This is a genomic window from Winogradskyella sp. 266wxhm (assembly GCF_058964685.1).
This window is the reverse complement of record NZ_CM179559.1, coordinates 1,590,327-1,613,323: the sequence shown is the minus strand read 5'-3', so window position 1 is coordinate 1,613,323 and position 22,997 is coordinate 1,590,327. Positions and strand designations below refer to the sequence as shown.

16 protein-coding genes and 1 pseudogene are annotated in these 22,997 nt (G+C 36.9%); 8 read left to right on the top strand and 9 right to left on the bottom strand.

Annotation, left to right across the window (positions count from 1 at the left end):
* The first annotated feature begins 1 nt into the window (after position 1).
* Positions 2-2,473 (top strand): T9SS type A sorting domain-containing protein, encoded by a 2,472-nt coding sequence (locus AC2H4K_RS06975; RefSeq protein WP_493743004.1) that lies wholly within the window; start codon positions 2-4, stop codon positions 2,471-2,473.
* A gap of 34 nt (positions 2,474-2,507) precedes the next feature.
* Here the strand turns inward: AC2H4K_RS06975 and AC2H4K_RS06970 are convergent, their stop codons facing one another.
* The 3 genes from AC2H4K_RS06970 to purN are packed head-to-tail and all read right to left on the bottom strand — an operon-like array spanning position 2,508 to position 4,525.
* Positions 2,508-3,149 (bottom strand): ribonuclease H1 domain-containing protein, encoded by a 642-nt coding sequence (locus tag AC2H4K_RS06970; RefSeq protein WP_281140857.1) that lies wholly within the window; start codon positions 3,147-3,149, stop codon positions 2,508-2,510.
* A 29-nt stretch (positions 3,150-3,178) separates the two neighbouring features.
* Positions 3,179-3,958: a hypothetical protein gene (locus tag AC2H4K_RS06965; RefSeq protein WP_281140858.1), complete on the bottom strand. Its 780-nt coding sequence runs from the start codon at positions 3,956-3,958 to the stop codon at positions 3,179-3,181.
* Positions 3,959-4,525: a phosphoribosylglycinamide formyltransferase gene (gene purN, locus AC2H4K_RS06960; RefSeq protein WP_281140859.1), complete on the bottom strand. Its 567-nt coding sequence runs from the start codon at positions 4,523-4,525 to the stop codon at positions 3,959-3,961.
* A 182-nt stretch (positions 4,526-4,707) separates the two neighbouring features.
* On the opposite strand from purN, the gene AC2H4K_RS06955 reads away from it, so the two are divergent.
* From AC2H4K_RS06955 to pyk, 5 genes are all read left to right on the top strand, one after another.
* Complete coding sequence (locus AC2H4K_RS06955; protein WP_008269813.1) at positions 4,708-4,941, top strand: acyl carrier protein; 234 nt, start codon at positions 4,708-4,710, stop codon at positions 4,939-4,941.
* 9 nt (positions 4,942-4,950) lie between these two features.
* A complete protein-coding gene (gene fabF / locus AC2H4K_RS06950) occupies positions 4,951-6,201 on the top strand; it encodes a beta-ketoacyl-ACP synthase II (RefSeq protein WP_281140860.1) in 1,251 nt (416 codons plus the stop codon).
* Between the two features lie 7 nt (positions 6,202-6,208).
* Complete coding sequence (rnc, locus tag AC2H4K_RS06945; RefSeq protein ID WP_281140861.1) at positions 6,209-6,952, top strand: ribonuclease III; 744 nt, start codon at positions 6,209-6,211, stop codon at positions 6,950-6,952.
* A 133-nt stretch (positions 6,953-7,085) separates the two neighbouring features.
* Positions 7,086-7,565: an IPExxxVDY family protein gene (locus AC2H4K_RS06940; protein WP_281140862.1), complete on the top strand. Its 480-nt coding sequence runs from the start codon at positions 7,086-7,088 to the stop codon at positions 7,563-7,565.
* Between the two features lie 4 nt (positions 7,566-7,569).
* On the top strand, positions 7,570-9,015 hold the full coding sequence (gene pyk / locus AC2H4K_RS06935; RefSeq protein ID WP_493743003.1) for a pyruvate kinase: 1,446 nt from the start codon (positions 7,570-7,572) through the stop codon (positions 9,013-9,015).
* On the opposite strand, the gene dinB is transcribed toward pyk, so the two are convergent.
* A complete protein-coding gene (dinB, locus tag AC2H4K_RS06930; protein ID WP_281140864.1) occupies positions 9,012-10,127 on the bottom strand; it encodes a DNA polymerase IV in 1,116 nt (371 codons plus the stop codon). The two genes, pyk and dinB, sit on opposite strands and share 4 nt — an antisense overlap.
* A gap of 30 nt (positions 10,128-10,157) precedes the next feature.
* Between dinB and AC2H4K_RS06925 the strand changes: the two genes are divergently transcribed.
* On the top strand, positions 10,158-10,634 hold the full coding sequence (locus tag AC2H4K_RS06925) for a CYTH domain-containing protein (protein WP_281140865.1): 477 nt from the start codon (positions 10,158-10,160) through the stop codon (positions 10,632-10,634).
* Complete coding sequence (locus tag AC2H4K_RS06920; RefSeq protein ID WP_281140866.1) at positions 10,622-11,170, top strand: YciI family protein; 549 nt, start codon at positions 10,622-10,624, stop codon at positions 11,168-11,170. The genes AC2H4K_RS06925 and AC2H4K_RS06920 overlap by 13 nt, the downstream gene beginning before the upstream one ends.
* A 59-nt stretch (positions 11,171-11,229) precedes the next feature.
* On the opposite strand, the pseudogene AC2H4K_RS06915 reads toward AC2H4K_RS06920, so the two are convergent.
* From AC2H4K_RS06915 to AC2H4K_RS06895, 5 genes and pseudogenes are all read right to left on the bottom strand, one after another.
* Positions 11,230-13,144, bottom strand: a pseudogene (locus tag AC2H4K_RS06915) (OmpA family protein).
* Between the two features lie 21 nt (positions 13,145-13,165).
* Positions 13,166-14,071, bottom strand: coding sequence for a PorP/SprF family type IX secretion system membrane protein (locus AC2H4K_RS06910; protein WP_493743002.1), 906 nt, complete (start codon positions 14,069-14,071; stop codon positions 13,166-13,168).
* A 32-nt stretch (positions 14,072-14,103) separates the two neighbouring features.
* Positions 14,104-19,854 (bottom strand): FIDD domain-containing protein, encoded by a 5,751-nt coding sequence (locus tag AC2H4K_RS06905; RefSeq protein ID WP_493743001.1) that lies wholly within the window; start codon positions 19,852-19,854, stop codon positions 14,104-14,106.
* 288 nt (positions 19,855-20,142) lie between these two features.
* Positions 20,143-22,059 carry an OmpA family protein gene (locus AC2H4K_RS06900; protein WP_281141639.1) on the bottom strand — a complete coding sequence of 639 codons (1,917 nt, stop codon included), beginning with the start codon at positions 22,057-22,059 and terminating at the stop codon, positions 20,143-20,145.
* A 21-nt stretch (positions 22,060-22,080) separates the two neighbouring features.
* On the bottom strand, positions 22,081-22,989 hold the full coding sequence (locus AC2H4K_RS06895) for a PorP/SprF family type IX secretion system membrane protein (protein ID WP_493743000.1): 909 nt from the start codon (positions 22,987-22,989) through the stop codon (positions 22,081-22,083).
* Positions 22,990-22,997: the final 8 nt, after the last annotated feature.

The window sequence follows — 22,997 nt, the reverse complement described above, 5'->3', positions numbered from 1 at the left end:
CATGAAAAAACATCTCAATTCCAGTTCAGTTGTATTATTAATTAGTATGTTATTTGCGTTCAACGCTTGGGGACAAATAAGCAACCCTTCTTATCCGTTGCAAAGCGATTTAAATACAAAGCTAGCACAAACAAAAGTTCCGTTAATCAAATTAGAAGATATTGATTTAAAAAAAGTAACTGCAGAAGATGTTATTGAAGATGAAAAAAACGAAAAAGCCACTAGATTCGGAATTATTATCCAAACAAATATAGGCTTTGAAAAAGGTGTTTGGGAGACACTAGCAAATGGTGATAGATTATGGAGAGTTCATATAAACCCTCAAAACGCCAAAGCAACTAACCTATATTTTGATGATTTTTTTATGCCTAATGGCGCAACATTACATGTCTATAACCCTGATAAAACAGAAGTTTTAGGAGGTTTTGGTACGCATAACAATTCAGAAAAAAACGTTTTTGCAACAGCGCTTATTTATGGCGAAGATATTATAGTTGAATATTTTGAGCCAGCAGCCGTTAAAAACCAAGGAAGACTTCATATTTCTGGTGTTAATCATGCTTACAGAATGGTTAATAATCCTAAAGATACTTCAGATTATGCCAGTTCTGGTGATTGTGAAGTTAACGTAAATTGCTCACCAGAAGGCGATGGTAAAACAGAACAAAGAGATGCATCTGTAAGAATTTTAGTTATAGAAGATGGTTCTACGGGATGGTGTTCTGGTACAGTTATGAATAATGCAAATTTTGACTGTACCCCATATTTACTTACAGCACTTCATTGTTTATCAGGTAGTATAGCCCAGTGGGTTTTTTATTTTAACTACCAAAGTACTGATTGTAGCAATGGTATCGAAACAGAAATTCCGACCCAAACGGTAACAGGTGCTACATTATTGGCAAATTATAATGGTGCAGATTGGGCATTATTAGAGCTTAATAGCAATATTCCAGACTCTTATAATGTGTTTTATTCTGGTTGGGATATGTCAGAAAACGATTTTACTGGCGGATTTGGTATTCATCACCCAGCAGGAGATATTAAAAAAGTATCCATTTTTAATAGTACGGTATCTGTTATTTCTACACCAGAAGTACAATCTTGCAGAGAAGTATTTTGGGATGCTACTACAAATGGTCATGGTGTTACAGAAGGTGGCTCTTCAGGCTCTGGTTTATTTAATAATAATGGACATCTTATAGGGACGTTATATGGAGGATACTCTTCTTGTTCAAATACATCAGGCTCTGATTATTATGGTAATATTGCGCATCAAGGAGGTAGCAGTGATAGTAGATTAAACGATTGGCTAAACACTAGTAATTATAATATTACTTCTTTAGATGGAGCGTATTCGCCATGTAGTCAAAACAACTCAGAGTTATCAAATATAGCTATACCTGGTAATTATTTTTGTGGTAGTTCTGTAATCCCTGAAGTTAGTATACTAAATAAAAGTAGCATACCATTAACAAGCTTAACTATCAATTATCAAGTTAACTCAGAAGCTATTCAAACCTATAACTGGTCAGGAAATCTTAATCAGAATCAATCAGAAACAGTCACCTTGCCAGAAGTTTTAGTAGCAGTAGATAGCCCTTTAACCTTGCAAGTGTTTACAGAAATGCCAAACGGTAGCATAGATGTATATGCAGAAAATGACATTTTAACAATTACTAGTCAACCAAGAACCGTTGTAAGCCTTCCTTATTCCGAAGATTTTCAAGCAGGAAATTTACCAGATAATTTGGTTGTTTACGTAGAACCTTCCTATGGTACTAACTGGATTTATGATGCCAATGTCAACGCGTTTCAAGATGCTAGTTCTGGATCAAGTATTATGATGGATAATTATAATAATGATACTAGATATTATGAAAATTTCATAGAAACAGTCGTTGATCTGTCTGCTCAAACAGCTTCTAATCTTTCTTTTGATGTAGCCTATGCTAGATTTGATGACACTTTTTATGACGGTTTAGAGGTAAGAGTCTCTACAGATTGTGGAGTTACATACACCACGCTTTTTTCTGAAAGCGGCTCTACCTTAGCAACTGCACCAGACGCATCGGATTTCTTTGTGCCAAGTGCTTCACAATGGGCTACTAAAACGGTAGATTTGTCGGCTTATGATGGTTCAGATAATCTTATTGTAGCTTTTGTAAATATTGGTGGTTATGGACAAGCACTTTATTTAGATAATATACTTGTAGAATCTTCAGAAACATTATCTGTTATAGACCAAACTATAAACAATGAGCTGCTAGTGTATCCTAATCCAACATCCAACAAATTAACGATTAAAACTAGCTATGATATTGATAAAGTAGAACTTTATAATATATTAGGTAAGAAAGTAATAGAAAGCACTAATCTTGAATTAAACCTAAACTCTTTATCTGATGGTGTGTATATATTACAAATATATTCAGGTGAAACTAAATTGATAAAACGTATTGTGAAGCAATAATAGGTTTGGGGTATAGCTTTATTTTAAAGGAAAGTTATTTTCTGCCAAAATCTGCTGGTATTTCGCCCCAAGCTTTGGTTTCCCATTTTACAATTGTAGTAGTGTAAGTATTTTCTTTTAACCATTTTACAGCGCGATCTACCAAATCAAAAACAGGTTTGTTTTTAGCGTTTCGTTCTAATTTACTGTTGCAGTTTTTCTTTTTAACCCAACTTATGGCTGTTTTAGAGTCTGTATAAATGATTCTGTCGCTATTATGTTGTTTTAAAAATGCTAATCCATGAACAATAGCTAAAAATTCACCAATATTATTTGTGCCCTCTTCAAAAGGTCCTTGTATAAAGAGTTGCTTTTGGGTTTTGGTATCTACGCCACGATATTCCATTTTACCAGGATTACCAGAAGATGCAGCATCAACCGAAATAGAATTATAGTTAGGTTTACCTATTTTTTTAAGTTGTGCCTCAGAAAGTTCGCTTTTAAACGTTTTAGATTTTCCTATATAATCCTTTGGACCTTCTTTGTAAGCTTTTTTTGCAGCATCAAAAGAGGCGAATGATTTATACTGAGCACCTTTATAATCCTTGATTTGAGCTTTGCAGTCGTCCCAAGTTTCAAAAACACCAGTGTTGTGACCTTTCCAAACCGTATAATATTTTTTCTTTTTTTTACTCATTTACAGTTCTGTAATAATGAAATCATAGATTATAATTTACTAATTATAATTTCTAGTTTCTTAATGTCTTCAATATTTACAAGGCGTAAAGTTTGAATAAATAAATTGTCGTTGTGTATTTCAATTTCAAGACCTTGATGACTGATTATTTTTTCTGCTAGGTTCTTAACAAGTACTTTGTTGAAAGACTTTTTAATAGTAGCACATTCGTAATTATCAAAAATAATATCATTATCTTTTCTTATCCTATCGAAAAACCTCTCTACTGCAGTTTTTTCTTTGAAAAGATAATGTCCATTTATATTTGAAATTTTTAGCCAAATAAGTATATAAGACTCACTGTAATTAGAGGTGTTTAATTTTCCGACAGGCAAAATAAGTATACCCTTGTCAAACTTAAAAGGATGAGAATATGACCAATCATCATATCCACTGAGAATTTTCGTTGAATCAAGTGTTTCGATATCATCTTCAGTCAATTCACATTCTCTGAAGGATTTACTGCTTTTTAAATAGTTTATTGCATGTTGAGCCACTCTAGATTGTTCTTCAGGAATTTTTTCTAATTCATCTAAAGGCATAACTCTAAACTCATCATCTGGATAGTCTTCAATAGACCAATTTCCACTTTCAGCTTCTTCTAAAGTGAGTTTTTTTCCTGTTTCAGGGTCTATAATAAATTCATCTTTTAAACTCTCTTTAAGCTTTTTATCATATTCTTTTTCAGATTCAGTTCTGTGCGTTATCCAAGCATATGAAATATAGGTGATTAAAACAAATATTAATATGAGGATGAAATTTTCAATCACTTAATTATTCAATAAATCTTTAACAACCTTTGGAAAATGCTCCATTTCTAATAAATGAATTTTTTTAGCAACATCATCTGCGGTATCCTGTGGTAAAACTTCGCATTTTGCCTGAAAAATAGTGGCACCTTCATCGTAGTTTTCATTTACATAATGAATTGTAATGCCGCTTTCAGTTTCTTTGTTTTCAACTATGGCATTATGCACATGCATACCATACATACCTTTTCCTCCATATTTTGGTAAAAGTGCAGGGTGTATGTTGATTATTTTGTTAGGGAATGCATTAAGAATATTTTCTGGCATTTTCCATAAAAAACCAGCGAGTAATATTAAATCAGGTTTCGATGCTTTTAAGATATTTAAAACATCTTCCGTTTCTAAGAAAGCAACTCTGTTAAATGATAAGGTGCTAATTTTAAATTTCTTGCATCTATCAATAACTTTGGCATGAGGGTTGTTCGTTAGCAACTGAACAACAGAAGCTTGATTGTTATTTTGAAAAAAATCAATTAAATTTTCAGCATTACTTCCACCTCCGGACGCAAAAATTACTATACGTTTCATAGATACTTCCAATCTTCTTTTAGTTCAAGACAAAAGAAAGAATAATAATTAACAATTAGGTGCAAAATGAAAATACTTATGCCTAATTTGTGTAATTAAATACACATTTTATCGGTAAAGGTGATTTTTAAAATAAAGTTTTTTATTTTTGCCATCTAATTAAAACTTAAAATTAAAAGATTATGTCAGACATTGCATCAAGAGTAAAAGCGATTATCGTAGACAAATTAGGTGTTGATGAAAACGAAGTTGTTACTGAAGCAAGCTTCACTAACGACTTAGGAGCAGATTCATTAGATACTGTAGAATTAATAATGGAGTTTGAAAAAGAATTCGATATTCAAATCCCAGACGATCAAGCTGAAAACATTGCAACAGTTGGTCAAGCTATCTCTTACATAGAAGAAGCAAAATAATAAGTTTTTATGGAATTAAAGCGAGTCGTAGTTACTGGTCTTGGTGCACTAACACCAATTGGCAATACCAAAGATGAATATTGGAATGGTCTTGTTAATGGAAAAAGTGGTGCTGCACCTATTACATATTTTGATGCTGAAAAGTTCAAAACGCAATTCGCTTGTGAAATAAAAAACTTCGAAGTTACTGACTTTATTGATAGAAAGTTAGCAAAGCGAATGGATAAGTTTTCGCAGTATGCTATGGTGGCTTCTGATGAAGCTATAGTAGACTCAAAACTAGACCTAGAAACTTTAAACAAATATAGAGTAGGAGTAATTTGGGGCGCTGGTATAGGTGGCTTAGAGACATTTCAAGACGAAGTGTTAAACTATGCTGCTGGTGACGGTACACCTCGTTTTAACCCTTTCTTTATCCCAAAAATGATTGCTGATATAGCTCCAGGTAATATTTCCATAAAATATGGATTTATGGGACCTAACTATACTACTGTTTCAGCTTGTGCATCTTCTGCAAACTCTATGATCGATGCCTTAAACACTATTCGTTTAGGACATTGTGATGTAGTAATTACAGGTGGAAGTGAAGCAGCTGTTACTATTGCTGGTATGGGCGGTTTTAATGCTATGCATGCTATGAGTACTAGAAATGATAGTCCTGAAACAGCCTCAAGACCATTTGATGCTAATCGCGATGGTTTTGTGTTAGGAGAAGGAGCAGGTGCTATTGTATTAGAAGAGTACGAACATGCTAAAGCAAGAGGAGCTAAAATATATGCCGAAGTTGTTGGTGGAGGTTTATCTTCTGACGCTTACCATATGACAGCGCCACATCCTGATGGTATAGGTGTTGTAGCAGTAATGAAAAATTGTTTAGAGAACGCTGGTTTAAATCCTGAAGACGTAGACCATATTAATACACACGGAACATCAACTCCACTGGGTGATGTTGCCGAACTTAAAGCTATATCTGAAGTATTTGGAAGCCACGCTAAAAATATTAATATCAATTCTACTAAATCCATGACAGGTCACTTGTTGGGAGCTGCTGGTGCAATTGAGGCTATCGCTTCTATTCTAGCGCTCGAAAATGGTATTATACCACCAACAATTAACCACGAAACTGTGGATGAAAACATAGATTCAGAATTGAATTTAACACTTAATAAAGCTCAGAAACGAGATATTAAAGTCGCAATGAGTAATACATTTGGATTTGGCGGACATAACGCTTGTGTATTATTCAAAAAATTAGATTAAATCCCGAATGAGTTTCATTCGTAACATATTAAATAATTCCCGTTCTGATGAAGACGGGAATTTTTTTTTAAAACTCAAAGCTATTTTAGAGTTTAAGCCTAAGTCTAAAGAGCTTTATATTAAGGCTTTTACACATCGTTCTATGAATCTTAAGGACGAAAAAGGTCATCCTATAAATTATGAACGACTAGAATTTGTTGGCGATGCCATGCTTAGTTCTGTAATTGCCGCCTATTTATTTGAGCAAGTGCCACAAGGAGATGAAGGCTACCTTACTAAAATGCGATCTAAAGTAGTAAGTAGAGAACATCTAAATGAACTTGGGAAAGAGCTAGGTTTAATAGATTTGGTAAAAAGTCGTATTCCAAAATCTAATTTTGGAAACAATATTCATGGTAACCTTTTTGAAGCATTGGTTGGTGCTATTTATTTAGATAGAGGTTATAAGCTGTGCGAAAAATTCATTTACAAGCGTGTTATAAATCCTCATGTAGATATTGAAACTCTTGAAGGCAAAGTTATAAGCTACAAAAGCTTACTGATAGAATGGTGCCAAAAGGAAAAAAACACTTTTGATTATGATGTTTATGAAGACACAGGCAAGGATGAACTAAAACACTTTTCTGTAAAACTAAGCATTAACGATAAAGTTGTAGCTAAAGCGAGGGCAACTTCAAAAAAGAAAGCTGAAGAAAAAGCATCAAAACGTGCCTTTTTTGCTTTTCAAAAACAAATTACCAAATTAATATAATCGAAAGATTAATTTTTTCTTTGATAAAAGATTTACGATAACGTTTTCGTATTTTTTATAGGTTAAGATTAACCAATTCTTAATAAAACTAAGCTTTTATTATAGTATATTTACCCACTAAAGTTATAATGATATGGCTTTACACAAACTTCTGGTTGATGATTTCTATGACGATGAGTACAAACTCATTGCTATCCATTGCAGATTAGAAGATTACCGTTTGGCCTATCTGCTTAACAAAAATCTAGACTTAAACCTGAAACGAAAAGACGAAGACTTGGATTTTGAATACTTAAAATCTTCGTATAGTTTTTTTGAGTGGAATAATGAAGCACAGTATATCACTTGGAATTTAATTTCCAATATATGCAAAAAGGAGGAAGATAGTTTGTACAGTACAGGGACACTCTTTGCGAGCAATGAAAAAACCCTAAAAACGTATTATTTAATCTCTGAATATAAAAAGGTAGATTATTTTATTAAAATATCTAATGAAATTCAGAATGTAAATGAACATTTAGTATTAAAGAAGTTACAAGCTATACCCGAAATAATAACAAGTTATACGGTAGATCCGTTAAAATTAAAATCAAGAGACCATTTAATTTTTTGAATTGATGTCAGCAATAAACAAGAAAACAAAAATAGTAGCCACTTTAGGCCCAGCAACAAGTAAGAAAGAAGTATTAAAAGCAATGCTTGATGAAGGAGCCAATGTGTTCAGAATCAATTTTTCGCATGCAGATTATGATGCTGTTTCAGAGCGCATAAAAATGATAAGAGAGCTTAATGAAGAATATGGCTACAACGCTTCTATTTTAGGAGATTTACAAGGCCCTAAACTCCGTGTTGGAGTTATGAAAGGTGAGGTTATTGTTGACGAAGGTGATGAAATTATTTTTGCTACAGGAGAACGTTTTGAAGGTACACGTGAGCGTGTTTACATGACCTATGAAAATTTCCCACAAGATGCTAAACCAGGTGAACGTATTTTGTTAGACGATGGAAAATTGATTTTTGAAGTTGTTTCTACAGATGGAAAGTCTGAAGTAAAAGCAAAAGTGATTCAAGGTGGTCCATTAAAATCTAAGAAAGGTGTAAACTTACCTAACACTAATATTTCTCAACCAGCATTAACTGAAAAGGATATTGAAGATGCTATTTATGCTATTGGACAAAAGGTAGATTGGATTGCATTATCCTTTGTACGTCATGCCGAAGATTTAATGCAGTTGGAAAAACTGATTAATGAGCATAGTGATCATAAAATTCCAATCATAGCTAAAATTGAAAAGCCAGAAGCGGTAGAAAACATTGACAAAATTGTGGCTTATTGTGATGGTCTTATGGTAGCTCGTGGTGATTTGGGTGTAGAAATTCCTGCTGAAGAAGTGCCGTTAATCCAAAAGCAATTGGTACTTAGAGCTAAACGTGCAAGAATACCAGTGATTATTGCTACACAGATGATGGAAACTATGATCACAAGCCTTACACCAACACGTGCTGAGGTTAATGACGTTGCCAACTCTGTTATGGATGGAGCTGATGCAGTAATGCTATCTGGTGAAACTTCTGTTGGTCAATATCCTGTACAAGTTATAAGACAAATGTCTAATATCATTCGTAGTGTTGAAGATTCTCACTTAATCGAAGTACCACAATCTCCACCACACATTCGTACTAAGCGTTATATAACTAAGTCTATATGTTTTCATGCGGCTAACATGGCTAATGAAATTAACGCTAAAGCTATTTCCACATTAACCAATAGTGGTTACACAGCGTTTCAGATTTCGGCTTGGAGACCAAGTGCTCACATTCTTGTATTTACATCTAATAAAAGAATTCTAACTCAACTGAGTTTACTTTGGGGTGTAACGGCATTTTACTATGATAAGTTTGTAAGTACAGATGAAACTATAGAAGATGTTAATGCCATAGCATGTAAAAAAGGCTACCTTGAAGTAGGAGATATGCTTATCAGTTTAGCAGCTATGCCTATACAAGATAAAGGTATGGTAAACACACTTCGTGTCACAGAAATTGAGAGTTGTAGTTTTTAAAACTCAAACTTTAATTGTACACTGACCGTTTTTTTGTCTTTGTCTGCTATTTTTTGTGCTAAAGCTTTTTTATCGGTATTTAAATTTGATAAAGAAATACCTAATAGTCTAACAGAGTTGTTTAATTTTTCTTGATATAGCAAATCTTTTGCTGTGTCAAGAATTATGGCTTTTTCGCTTACAAAATAGGGTAGCGTTTTGCTTCTGGTTTGTAATGTAAAATCACTGTATTTTATCTTTAGCGTTACTGTTTTTCCAGAAACTTTACTTTTAGCCAAACGCTTAGCAACTTCGTCTGCAATATGATCTAGTTTCTCTAGCATAAATATTTCAGAAGAAAGATTTTCGCTAAAGGTACGCTCAGCGGCCAAAGATTTTCTAATACGGTTTGGTTTTACTTCGCTGGTATGAATGCCTCGTACCACGTAGTAGTAATATTTTCCGGATTTACCAAAATGAGTTTCTAAATATTCTAATGATTTAGATTTTAGATCTTTTCCGGTGAAAATTCCTTTTTGATACATCTTTTCAGCGGTAACCTTACCAACTCCATAGAATTTTCTTATGTCTAAATCTTCTAAAAACTGGAGTACATCTTCAGGATTAACCGTTTTTTGGCCGTTAGGTTTGTTATAATCGCTCGCCACTTTAGCAATAAACTTGTTAATAGAGATGCCTGCGGAAGCCGTTAAGCCTACTTCGTCAAAAATTCGTTGTCGTATCTTTTTTGCAATCAAAGTAGCGCTAGGAAGTCCAATTTTGTTTTCGGTAACATCGAGATATGCTTCGTCCAAGGAAAGCGGTTCTACCAAATCGGTATAGTCAAAAAAAATCTTTCGTATTCGATTAGAAATTTCTTTGTAGCGTTCAAAATCTGTACGAACAAAAATTAAATCAGGACATAATTTTATGGCCAATCGACCAGACATAGCACTTTTTACACCAAACTTTCTAGCTTCATAACTTGCGGCACTTATTACACCTCTGTCACCACCTCCACCTACAGCAATAGCTTTACCTTTTAATTCAGGATTATCCATCTGAGCTACGGAGGCGTAAAATGCGTCCATATCCACATGAATTATCTTTCTTATTGGTAAATCGCTAAGCATGCTGTAAATTTAGACATTATATACCTTAAAATGGCTGTAGAAATAGAACGTAAATTTTTAGTAAATTCATTAGCTTTTAAGCAAGAAGCCTTTAACAGTTATGTCATAAAACAAGGATTTTTAAATAGTCATAAAGAACGAACTGTGCGCGTAAGACTAATTGAAGATAAAGGGTTTTTAACTGTAAAAGGAAAATCTTCAAATGATGGTTTGTCGCGTTTTGAATGGGAAAAAGAAATTTCTATATCAGAAGCCGAATCGCTTTTAATGCTTTGTGAAGAAGGTGTTATTGACAAAACACGATATGAAGTTAGAGTAGACAAGCATACTTTTGAAGTCGATGAATTTCATGGAGAAAATGAAGGCTTAATTTTAGCCGAAGTAGAATTACATTCCGAAAATGAAGAATTTACAAACCCAAAATGGTTAGCTCGAGAAGTAACGGGTGATGTAAGATATTATAATTCACAATTAAGTAAAACACCTTATAATCTATGGAAAAACTAAAACACATCGTCGTATTCGTTATTGTGGTTTTGAGTTTCTCATCTTGTAAAGATGAACCTCAAACAAAGGAAGAAGTGATATTGCCAAAGGTTGAAACTGAAACTATTGAAGAGCAACCTGAAGTTCAAAAAGTAGAAGAAAAAAAGGAATCTGTTTCGGTTTTAAAGAAAAGACTAAAAAGTGAAGGTTACGAAATTTTTGACTATGTAGATGAAAAAACACAAGATACCATTTTGATGCAACAGTATTTTATAGCTTTTCTAAAAAGAGGACCAATTAGAACTCAAAATGAAGAAGAGGCAGCATTACTTCAAGAAGAACATTTAGCTCATTTAGGAAACATGTATGAATTAGGTTATGCAGACATTTCCGGACCTTTTGGTGATGATGGAGATATAAGAGGTATAACTATTTATAATGTGCCAACATTGAAAATGGCAGATAGTTTAGCGAGTTCCGATCCAATGGTACAAGCAGGAAGATTAGTTATAGAAGTCCATCCGTGGTGGGCAGCCAAAGGATTTCCTTTGCGCTAAAAACAAAAACGCTCTGAAGAAAATCAGAGCGTTTTTTTATTATGATTTAATAACAAACGTTACTCGTTTTCCTGAGTATTTACGATAATAAATTCAGAACGTCTGTTATCAGCATGCTGTTCTTTAGTACAACCACTAGCACAGTCGATACGCGGTTCAGATTCGCCCATTCCAACACCAGATATACGCGAAGCATCGATACCTTTAGAGATGACATACTGTACGGTAGTCTTAGCTCTTCTGTCCGATAGCGCCATGTTATAGCTATCTGGACCTCTGTTATCAGTATGCGAAGTTGCCTTAATAACCATTTCTGGGTACTTGTTCATCACCTGTACCAGTTTATCCAGTTCAAATGCCGCTTCCGCAGTAATGTTAGACTTATCGAACTCAAAGAAGATAGGGTTTAGCTCCACCTTATCAGCCACGATGATTTTCTCAATAGGATCAAGAGATATCTGTACATTAACCTCTTTCACCAGAACCAGCTACAGGCACTTTTTTACTTTCAAAGCCGTCCATAACCACTTCAAGTTCCGTATCTTGCTCACATTCTACCATGAACTCAGCAACACCCTCAGCATTAGTTGTTCTTGATACTACTTTGTTACCCTCAGCATCGAACAAAGATACCGCAGCACCACTTATAGGCTCACGAGTCTTATCATCTAATACCGTAGCAAGAATCATCACATCACACAACGGTTGAAGCTTCTTAACAAAATAGATGTCGTCACTACCTTTTCCACCCTCTCTGTTCGAAGATACAAAGCCTTCCTCTGTTTCCTCATCGATAGTAAAGGCAAAATCATCTGCATTACTGTTCACAGGGATACCTACGTTTCTGATAGGAGTCCATTTACCATCAACTTCCTTGGTATAGAATACATCAAGACCACCGAGTCCCAAGTGACCGTTAGAAGAGAAGTACAGCGTATTGTTGCTACTAACGTAAGGGAACATTTCTTGTCCCTCTGTATTTATCTTCTGTCCCATGTTAACAGGCTCACCAATGGTACCATCATCATTTATAGTCGCTTTGTAGATATCAAATCCACCGTAACCATCAGGCATGTTTGAAGCAAAGTATAGTGTGCTACCATCTGGGCTTACCGCAGGATTCTTTACTGAGTAGTTCTCACTGTTAATAGACAAGCTTTCCACAGTATCCCAATCATCACCAAGTTTTGTAGCCTTGAAAAGGTACAGTTGGCTATATCTTACCTTACTCAATGAATCCTTTTCATAATCCTTTTCAAAATAACTTTCTCTAGAGAAGTACATGGTCTTACCATCTGGAGTAAAGGTCACTAAACCTTCATGGTACTTTGTATTGATTTTGTTATTAGCTAATTCCGCAGCTTGGTAGGAACCATCCGAGTTCTTAGTCATTGAGTAGACATCCAAGAAAGGTTGGTCGTTCCATCCATAGGTTTTTCTGCTATTGTTACGTCCAGAGGTTACCCAAAGTTTACCATCGTGTAGCGTACCACCGAAGTCCGACTGCTCCGAGTTGAAGTCCGCATTCTGAAGGTTGAACTTTTTGCCTTGTTCCAAGATTTTAGGCAGGTAGTTAGGGTTAGCCTTGTAAGCCATAGCTCTATCGTCTGAAGGTCTCATAGAAGCAAAGCGTTCCATCTGTTGGTTAGATTCTTCGTACTTACCATTGGCCTTTAGCATCTGAGAATACTTGTACACCACTTCAGGATCATCTGTTTCAGAAGCCTCAAGAGCTTTTGCGTACCAACGCTCAGCCTCTACAGTGTTGAAGATGTTATAGTAACTCTCAGCAAGCCTTCCGTAAACGTAGGCATCGCCCTTTCCTTTTTCGACAAGTTTTGTATAGTCTTCAGCAGCATCCACAAACTCGAACCTGTCAAAGTGCTTGTCTGCTTTTTTGGTGTCCTTGTTCTGAGCAGTTAAGCTTAAACTACCCATCAAGGTAATAAATAAAAGTGTTTTTAAGTTTTTCATAATTGTTATTAGCTTAACTGATTAGAAGTATCTAGGTGAACGAGAGACACGTTTAGGGAAATTAAGGTCGAACAGCAACATAACCTCGTGCGAGGCAGGAGCATAGGCCTTTATATCCGAAGTTACCGCATCGTATGCATAACCGATTCTAAATGCAGGTGATATGGCAAAGTTTACCAATCCAGAGAAAGAATCGTCCAATCTGTATGAAGCCCCGAACTCAAGTTTCTTATAGAAACGTACGTTCAGGTTGGCATCGAAAGATGTCGGAGCATCGAAAGAAGACTTTACCAAGAACGAAGGCTTAAGTTCTGTGTTCTCTGAGAGGTCAAATACATAACCACCAGTTAGGAAGTAGTGCTGACTTTCAGAACCAAGGTTGTTGCCATTGTCATCCAAGTGCACCGAAGATAGCAAGTTCGGTACAGACAGGGATAGATAATACTTATTGGTATAGTAAAAGAAACCTGCACCTATATTAGGTGTTGTCGAGTTGATGTTCTGGTTAAAGAACGGATCATCCTCATTTTGTACAACCAAGTCCGTCAATCCAATATCATGGAAAGTAGCACCAGCCTTAACCCCAAAAGCTAAGTTGTGCTCACCGCCAAGTCTAAGAGTATAGGATACGTCAGCATAGACATTGGTTTCTTGTACGGGACCGATCTGATCGGCAATAACCGACAGACCGATACCAAGATTGTCACCCACAGGAGCGTGCCCGAAGAAGGTACCCGTTTCAGGTGCACCATCGATACCAGACCACTGTTTTCTGTATAAGAGCCCGAAGGAAAGGTTCTCCCTCGACCCGGCATAAGCAGGGTTAACGACGTTCATATTGTACATGTACTGCGTATACTGAGGGTCCTGTTGAGCCTGCATCTGGAACGCCAGTAACAGGACCGCTATAATAGAGAGTTTTTTCATGTTATAATTTAAGTTGATTCAGTTAGTCAAATTTATTTGTTGATGTATACCCATCCTGTTTTCGATTTAGCACCACCTTCGTATATCACGGTATAGAAATAAGTTCCTACAGGAAGCTCATCACCACTATTGGTTTGTCCGTGCCATTCATCGATATAGTTGCTTCTAGAGTATACTAGAGTACCGTTTCTGTTGAAAATCTTAAGCTCTGTTACATCGAACGGGCTTAAGTCGAAGGTATCGTTCTGTCCAGGTGATACACCAGGAGATATACCTTGCGGGAAATCACAGAAATCAAGTTCTACCACATCTGTGTATACAGTGTTTGTACAACCCGTATCGTTGAACATGATCTCAGCAGAGTACTCACCACTTAGTAGTACGCCACTGTCAAGGACAAGGTCGCTCTCACCGCTAATCTGTGTACCTTCATAGTACCAGCTTATGGTCACATCCTCTACACTGAAGTTGGTAGGCACAAGGGCAATCTCAATGGATACCGTAGCACCTGGACATACTTCATAATCATATGATGGATCGAACGTGGCTTGTGGTTGAGTTCCGATGATTAAATCAAAATTGTTGACTACATAACAACCTTCATTGTCAATTGATTCAACACGTACATAAACAGTTTCACCTGTACTATTGTAAGAATAAGGTAATGAGTTTTCATCATTTTCAGCATCAGCTTCTGATGAGTGATACGTAACATTGAATTGCGTATCATCTTGTCCATTTAAGACGTCTAAAGAATGAGAAGCAAGATCAAAAGTAGCTTCAACACCATTTCCACATTCGATGTAGTCTACACTTTCAGCAGTATGTGAAGGACTACTTACAATTAAACTAAAGCTATTGACTACATAACAATAAGGATTACTTATGCTTTCAACACGTACATAAACAGTTTCACCCATACTTGTATAAGAGTCAGCTAATGGATTTTGATTATTAATAGCATCAGTCTCAGACGAATGATAAGTTACATTAAATTGAGAAGCATCTTGACCATTTAAAATACTTGAATCATGAGACCCAAGATCAAAAATTGCTTCACCATCACTGTTACAAATACTATAATCTACACTTTCAGCTGTATGAGTAGGATCAGTTACAATCAAGTCAAAGGAAGCTATACTATAACAACTTGTAACATTGTCTTGTACTCTAACGTAAACAGTTTGAGGATTAGATATGTTTATATAAGGTGAATCCGTTATCGGTGCTAAATTGTTTTCTGCATCACTTTCAGAAAGATGATATGAAATAGTATGCATTGAAGGGTCTAAACTTCCTAAAACAACAGAATCATTATCACTTAAAGTAAATGGAGCTTCATCAGTAGCAGAACAACTTTCTAGATCTGAAGGATCTTCATTAAGCACTGGAGGTGGCAAGAATTCTACTACTATATCATCAGTTAAGAAACATTGACTTGAGAAAATTACTTGTGCAGTATATAAATCAGGCTCTGTTACTGTTAGAGTAGAAGAAGTTTCACCTGGAATCTGTATACCATCTTTAAACCATACGTGTTGTAGGTTAGGTGCTTGTGTATCAAGAACTATAGGTTCACCTAAACATGTTGCTTCACCAGAAGAGATAGTAATATCTTCACCTAAGTTTAATTCACCAAGATCAAAACTACCTGCTTGTAAGAATACTCCAGAATCGAAAGCAGAGTCACTTTGGTCAGCTATAACTAATTTAATATGGTATGTGTCCCCAACATTTACTGCCGATTGTGCAGTGAAAACGGTTGTTCTACCATCAAATGAAATAGGCGGTAAGTTATCAGGGATATAACCACCAAAATATTGTTCGTTTTCAGCACCACAACTTGTATTCGCTTGGTGGATATTAGTTACTAAGATAGGAGTTGTTGTATTAGGTAATACAGCTAAATTAGTAGTGACACCATTAGAATCGGTTAAAAGAAATGCAAATGCATCTGAAAAAGTACACTCAAAAGAGCCGCCATTGTATTCCTCAGAGGCCATTAAAAAGTCAAAGCTTATTTGAGCCGCAAGTGGAACAAAATCAAACTCAATTATTGAGGCATTATTTGTAGTTGTAATACCTACTGCATTTTCTAAATCATTATCACCAGGCCAAGCAGAAGTTCCATTACTCATTGCATTTGTATTTGGCCCAGAAGCTAAACTTGCATCTCCAGATGTTAGAATAATACCTTCATCAAAAGGGAATCCAATGCCGTCACCAGACATTGAGAAATAACCTATACCATTATCTTGGCCATAATCTGTACCTGTTGAATAAGTAATGTTTGATATTTGAGCACATTCACCACCAATTAAAATATCTTGGACAAGTTGCTCAACAGTATAAGTAGTTTGATCTACAATGACATTATCAAGACCTGGTCTTATACATAAATCGAAAGTTGTGTCTTCACTGTTAGATCCAAAAGAAAATACTCGTATGTAGTATGTATTTCCAACGGTTAAAGTTGGTGTTATTATAGAAGCTTCTGTAGAACAATATATTTCCGTTAAAGACCCACATGTTCCTTCATATAAACCATGATCAAGATTTGTAGATGAACCAACTATATTCTCTAATGTGATAAGTTGTGTGTCATCATTAGCAACAAATTGGAACCAAACATCATCATCTGGGTTACCAGCACAAGATCCAGCAGGTGTACTTGAAGGAGTGGCTTCTAGTAATGTTCCAGGAGTTACTACAGTACACTCACCATCAGTGTTTACAGCAGCAACTGTAGCATCAACACAGTTGTCATTTACAGGTGGACAAGCTAATAACTCAAACGTATCACTACTAATGGTACAGTTATTATCTTGTTCGTTCATCACAAAAACGTTTACAGAAGTACCAAAAGGGAACGGACCAACTTGGTATAAACCGACATTAGGTGCTTGAACTGTGTTGGCATCATAGGTGTTAGAAAGTTCTAATGTTGCAGCATCACCCATACTTGTGACATCTACATCAATAAAGAATTGATTTCCTGCACAATCCGGTGTCACGGTATAGTTGGCATCTGGAAGTGTACATAATAATTCCTGTATGTTTACAGTAAAATCTAGCGTAACACCCCAAGTACCATTGTAACAAGGATCTGGTGTAGCCTGACCAGAATCGGCTGTTCCGATACGCATTCTATGCTGGCCAAGAGTAGCAGTAATAGGCATTATAAATGAAGCGTCTAATATATGTGGATTAGCTCCGCCTGCAGATTCTCCTTGGAATACTAATTCAGAAGCATCAAAAATTAAATCATCATTAAAATCTATCCATATGTTGGTATAGTAAGTGAAAGTGTGTCCAAACTCAATTTCCACAGTAGTTTCAATGCCTTGGAAGGCATTAACGACAGGTGAAGTTTGGTTTTCATAAGTTACATCACCTAAACTAGGGAAGTTAGTAATACCCAGTGTAACATAATTAACACCATTTCCATCATTACTAGTTGGTTCAGAGACACAATATCCTGTAAAGAATTCTAGAGGTCCAGCAAAAGCACTAACATCACCAGCTCCACATACAGCTTGCACATAGAATTCATAATATGTATCTGCTGTAAGTCCGTTTATAGTATATGGGTTTGTTACACCTGTAACTACCGTACCAGTTCCTTGAGTAAAACCAGAAGGGCCATATTCAATATTCCAAGAGCCGGCAACAGCATCTGTCCAACTCACCTCAGTAGATGTAAGAGAAAGGTTTGTAGCTGTTAATTGAGTTGGACTAAAACAAGTTGGAGCCTCATCAAAAGTTACATCATCGATAGCGATATCATCGTAGAAATCACCAGTAACAATTTCTGAGAAAATAAACCTAGCTTGTACATCACCAGTAATGGTAAGTCCACTCAAATCAATGATCTTAAGTTCCCAACCAGACGTGTTAGTATTGTAAGTGCCCATATTGTTCCATGCAGCACCATCCCAAACTTCAACATCTAATTGAGAGTTAGCATTACCTTCATTATCGCTGATTTCATAAAAAGAAAGTGCAGGTGTTGTAAGAGCAGAAACATCAACTAACGGACTTGTTAGGGTTCTTACACCATCGTTACCTGAAGAATCACACCATGCAAAATAACCATTAGTTGCTGTTGTACCTGTTATAGTTCCGTTGTTTCCAATATGGTTAAATCCAGGGTCATCATCAAAAAACCAATCTTCACCACCATCCATAGTCCAACAAAGCGGGATAACACCACCATTTTCAAAACCTTCGGTATAAGGTGCTACGAAAGTAGAGCATTCTGTTGTAAAGGTAAAAGGACCAACCCAACCACTAAGTTCGCCGCCACAATTGGTCTGTACGTAGTATTCATAATCAGTAGCAGGTGAAAGACCAGTTACAGTATAAGGATTAGTTACACCAGCATTTGTAGCTGTTCCTGTTGGAGGTGTACCAGCAGTAACCACTTCTATATTCCAATCAACAGCGCTACCACCTTGCGTCCAAGCTAATTCAGCAGAAGTAGCAGTGATTGCATTTGCCGTTAAAAATGTAGGATCAAAACAAGTTGGAGCCTCATCAAAAGTTACATCATCTATTGCTATGTCATCATAGAAGTCAGTACCTACAATCTCAGAGAAGATGAACCTAGCTTGTACATCACCTGTAATTGTTAAAGTACTAATGTCAATAATTTTAAGTTCCCATCCAGCAGTATTGGTATTATAAGTCCCCATATTGTTCCAAGCTGCACCATCCCAAACTTCAACATCGAGTTGTGAGTTGGCGTTACCTTCGTTATCGCTTATTTCATAGAAAGAAAGAGAAGGTGTTGTTAAAGCAGACACATCTACCAATGGACTTGTAAGTGTTCTTACACCATCAGTACCAGAAGAGTCACACCAAGCAAAATAGCCATTAGTTGCCGTAGTGCCTGTCATAGTGCCGTTATTTCCGATATGGTTAAAACCAGGGTCGTCATCAAAAAACCAATCTTCACCACCATCCATAGACCAACAAAGTGGAATAGATCCACCATTTTCAAAACCTTCAGAATAAGGGGCTGTAAATGTCACACACTCCGTTGTAAAAATATATGGGCCAACCCATAAACTTAAATCACCAGGACCACAGTTTGCTTGATAGTATACATAATATTCTGTGGCAGGTGTTAGTGCAGTTAAAGCTGCAGTCGGAGTTCCTGTTGGTGAAATCGAAATTTCAGCTTCACTATTTCCTGGGGTGAAATCTCCTCCACTATTATATTCAATATTCCAATCTGTTTCAGACAAACCAATAGTCCAATCTAAGTTAGCTGTAGTAGCAGTAATAGCACTAGCAACCATATTACTTGGTTCAATACAGGTTGGAGCCTCGAAAAGAGTCACCACAATATTGGACCAATCTGCATCTGATCCACCAAAACTTTGATTTAATACTAAATCTATATAGCCATCGGAAGCAGGGTCATAAGCACCTGCTAAGTCACCTACGAAGGTAAGGGTGGTATTTGCATTACTGTTAAGTCCACCAGTTGTTGGCGGGTCTACAGTTACAGAGCCAGCGGCTGTTGTGAATGTGAGATCTGCTTCGGAGGACCAAGGGTTTCCTCCACCAGCGACCCAGTCTACCGTAATAGAGAAGGAGTCGTAAGCACCAGAAGATGAGCTGGGCACACCAGTTGAATTAGCCACATCGTTAAGACTAATTGTTACTGGCGATCCTGATGCTACGTTTGTCGGCCCCACGATTGGGGTAAAATCATATTGGGCACTTGCAGTAATACAGAACCCTAGCATGACAAGAAATAAGGTAATCTTTTTCATTAGTTAATAGGTTTGTTAGTAAATATTAAACCCTTCCAATATTTAAATTAGAAAGGAATATTTTTTGTTGGTACATAGATAATGTTGTCGCAGTACTTTGTGTCGCTTAACCTTTGTCTGCATTGGTGAATTTAAAAAAAATGAGTATTAACATGATGTTAACATTGTTATAATAGATTAAATACTTTTATTTTCGATGAAAGGTTTAGGTTTTTGAAATATTAGCAAGAAAAAAGGTCTATCTCTTATTAAAGTGATAGACCTTTTAACATTTTATATAAACAAACGTTACTCGTTTTCCTGAGTATTTACGATAATAAATTCAGAACGTCTGTTATCAGCATGCTGTTCTTTAGTACAACCACTAGCACAGTCGATACGCGGTTCAGATTCGCCCATTCCAACACCAGATATACGCGAAGCATCGATACCTTTAGAGATGACATACTGTACGGTAGTCTTAGCTCTTCTGTCCGATAGCGCCATGTTATAGCTATCTGGACCTCTGTTATCAGTATGCGAAGTTGCCTTAATAACCATTTCTGGGTACTTGTTCATCACCTGTACCAGTTTATCCAGTTCAAATGCCGCTTCCGCAGTAATGTTAGACTTATCGAACTCAAAGAAGATAGGGTTTAGCTCCACCTTATCAGCCACGATGATTTTCTCAATAGGATCAAGAGATATCTGTACATTAACCTCTTCTTCACCAGAACCAGCTACAGGCACTTTTTTACTTTCAAAGCCGTCCATAACCACTTCAAGTTCCGTATCTTGCTCACATTCTACCATAAACTCAGCAACACCCTCAGCATTAGTTGTTCTTGATACTACTTTGTTACCCTCAGCATCGAACAAAGATACCGCAGCACCACTTATAGGCTCACGAGTCTTATCATCTAATACCGTAGCAAGAATCATCACATCACACAACGGTTGAAGCTTCTTAACAAAATAGATGTCGTCACTACCTTTTCCACCCTCTCTGTTCGAAGATACAAAGCCTTCTTCTGTTTCCTCATCGATAGTAAAGGCAAAATCATCTGCATTACTGTTCACAGGGATACCTACGTTTCTGATAGGAGTCCATTTACCATCAACTTCCTTGGTATAGAATACATCAAGACCACCCAGTCCCAAGTGACCGTTAGAAGAGAAGTACAGCGTATTGTTGCTGCTAACGTAAGGGAACATTTCTTGTCCCTCTGTATTTATCTTCTGTCCCATGTTAACAGGCTCACCAATGGTACCGTCATCATTTATAGTCGCTTTGTAGATATCAAATCCACCGTAACCATCTGGCATGTTTGAAGCAAAGTATAGTGTGCTACCATCTGGGCTTACCGCAGGATTCTTTACTGAGTAGTTCTCACTGTTAATAGACAAGCTTTCCACAGTATCCCAATCATCACCAAGTTTTGTAGCCTTGAAAAGGTACAGTTGGCTATATCTTACCTTACTCAATGAATCCTTTTCATAATCCTTTTCAAAATAACTTTCTCTAGAGAAGTACATGGTCTTACCATCTGGAGTAAAGGTCACTAAACCTTCATGGTACTTTGTATTGATTTTGTTATTAGCTAATTCCGCAGCTTGGTAGGAACCATCCGAGTTCTTAGTCATTGAGTAGACATCCAAGAAAGGTTGGTCGTTCCATCCATAGGTTTTTCTGCTATTGTTACGTCCAGAGGTTACCCAAAGTTTACCATCGTGTAGCGTACCACCGAAGTCCGACTGCTCCGAGTTGAAGTCCGCATTCTGAAGGTTGAACTTTTTGCCTTGTTCCAAGATTTTAGGCAGGTAGTTAGGGTTAGCCTTGTAAGCCATAGCTCTATCGTCTGAAGGTCTCATAGAAGCAAAGCGTTCCATCTGTTGGTTAGATTCTTCGTACTTACCATTGGCCTTTAGCATCTGAGAATACTTGTACACCACTTCAGGATCATCTGTTTCAGAAGCCTCAAGAGCTTTTGCGTACCAACGCTCAGCCTCTACAGTGTTGAAGATGTTATAGTAACTCTCAGCAAGCCTTCCGTAAACGTAGGCATCGCCCTTTCCTTTTTCGACAAGTTTTGTATAGTCTTCAGCAGCATCCACAAACTCGAACCTGTCAAAGTGCTTGTCTGCTTTTTTGGTGTCCTTGTTCTGAGCAGTTAAGCTTAAACTACCCATCAAGGTAATAAATAAAAGTGTTTTTAAGTTTTTCATAATTGTTATTAGCTTAACTGATTAGAAGTATCTAGGTGAACGAGAGACACGTTTAGGGAAATTAAGGTCGAACAGCAACATAACCTCGTGCGAGGCAGGAGCATAGGCCTTTATATCCGAAGTTACCGCATCGTATGCATAACCGATTCTAAATGCAGGTGATATGGCAAAGTTTACCAATCCAGAGAAAGAATCGTCCAATCTGTATGAAGCCCCGAACTCAAGTTTCTTATAGAAACGTACGTTCAGGTTGGCATCGAAAGATGTCGGAGCATCGAAAGAAGACTTTACCAAGAACGAAGGCTTAAGTTCTGTGTTCTCTGAGAGGTCAAATACATAACCACCAGTTAGGAAGTAGTGCTGACTTTCAGAACCAAGGTTGTTGCCATTGTCATCCAAGTGCACCGAAGATAGCAAGTTCGGTACAGACAGGGATAGATAATACTTATTGGTATAGTAAAAGAAACCTGCACCTATATTAGGTGTTGTCGAGTTGATGTTCTGGTTAAAGAACGGATCATCCTCATTTTGTACAACCAAGTCCGTCAATCCAATATCATGGAAAGTAGTAGCACCAGCCTTAACCCCAAAAGCTAAGTTGTGCTCACCGCCAAGTCTAAGAGTATAGGATACGTCAGCATAGACATTGGTTTCTTGTACGGGACCGATCTGATCGGCAATAACCGACAGACCGATACCAAGATTGTCACCCACAGGAGCGTGCCCGAAGAAGGTACCCGTTTCAGGTGCACCATCGATACCAGACCACTGTTTTCTGTATAAGAGCCCGAAGGAAAGGTTCTCCCTCGACCCGGCATAAGCAGGGTTAACGACGTTCATATTGTACATGTACTGCGTATACTGAGGGTCCTGTTGAGCCTGCATCTGGAACGCCAGTAACAGGACCGCTATAATAGAGAGTTTTTTCATGTTATAAT

Excerpts from the sequence above, each read along its gene's own strand:
- AC2H4K_RS06975 (WP_493743004.1), top strand. The coding sequence starts at position 2 with ATGAAAAAACATCTCAATTCCAGTTCAGTTGTATTATTAATTAGTATG.
- AC2H4K_RS06970 (WP_281140857.1), bottom strand. The coding sequence starts at position 3,149 with ATGAGTAAAAAAAAGAAAAAATATTATACGGTTTGGAAAGGTCACAAC.
- purN (WP_281140859.1), bottom strand. The coding sequence starts at position 4,525 with ATGAAACGTATAGTAATTTTTGCGTCCGGAGGTGGAAGTAATGCTGAA.
- AC2H4K_RS06955 (WP_008269813.1), top strand. The coding sequence starts at position 4,708 with ATGTCAGACATTGCATCAAGAGTAAAAGCGATTATCGTAGACAAATTA.
- fabF (WP_281140860.1), top strand. The coding sequence starts at position 4,951 with ATGGAATTAAAGCGAGTCGTAGTTACTGGTCTTGGTGCACTAACACCA.
- rnc (WP_281140861.1), top strand. The coding sequence starts at position 6,209 with ATGAGTTTCATTCGTAACATATTAAATAATTCCCGTTCTGATGAAGAC.
- AC2H4K_RS06940 (WP_281140862.1), top strand. The coding sequence starts at position 7,086 with ATGGCTTTACACAAACTTCTGGTTGATGATTTCTATGACGATGAGTAC.
- pyk (WP_493743003.1), top strand. The coding sequence starts at position 7,570 with ATGTCAGCAATAAACAAGAAAACAAAAATAGTAGCCACTTTAGGCCCA.
- dinB (WP_281140864.1), bottom strand. The coding sequence starts at position 10,127 with ATGCTTAGCGATTTACCAATAAGAAAGATAATTCATGTGGATATGGAC.
- AC2H4K_RS06925 (WP_281140865.1), top strand. The coding sequence starts at position 10,158 with ATGGCTGTAGAAATAGAACGTAAATTTTTAGTAAATTCATTAGCTTTT.
- AC2H4K_RS06920 (WP_281140866.1), top strand. The coding sequence starts at position 10,622 with ATGGAAAAACTAAAACACATCGTCGTATTCGTTATTGTGGTTTTGAGT.
- AC2H4K_RS06910 (WP_493743002.1), bottom strand. The coding sequence starts at position 14,071 with ATGAAAAAACTCTCTATTATAGCGGTCCTGTTACTGGCGTTCCAGATG.
- AC2H4K_RS06905 (WP_493743001.1), bottom strand. The coding sequence starts at position 19,854 with ATGAAAAAGATTACCTTATTTCTTGTCATGCTAGGGTTCTGTATTACT.
- AC2H4K_RS06900 (WP_281141639.1), bottom strand. The coding sequence starts at position 22,059 with ATGAAAAACTTAAAAACACTTTTATTTATTACCTTGATGGGTAGTTTA.
- AC2H4K_RS06895 (WP_493743000.1), bottom strand. The coding sequence starts at position 22,989 with ATGAAAAAACTCTCTATTATAGCGGTCCTGTTACTGGCGTTCCAGATG.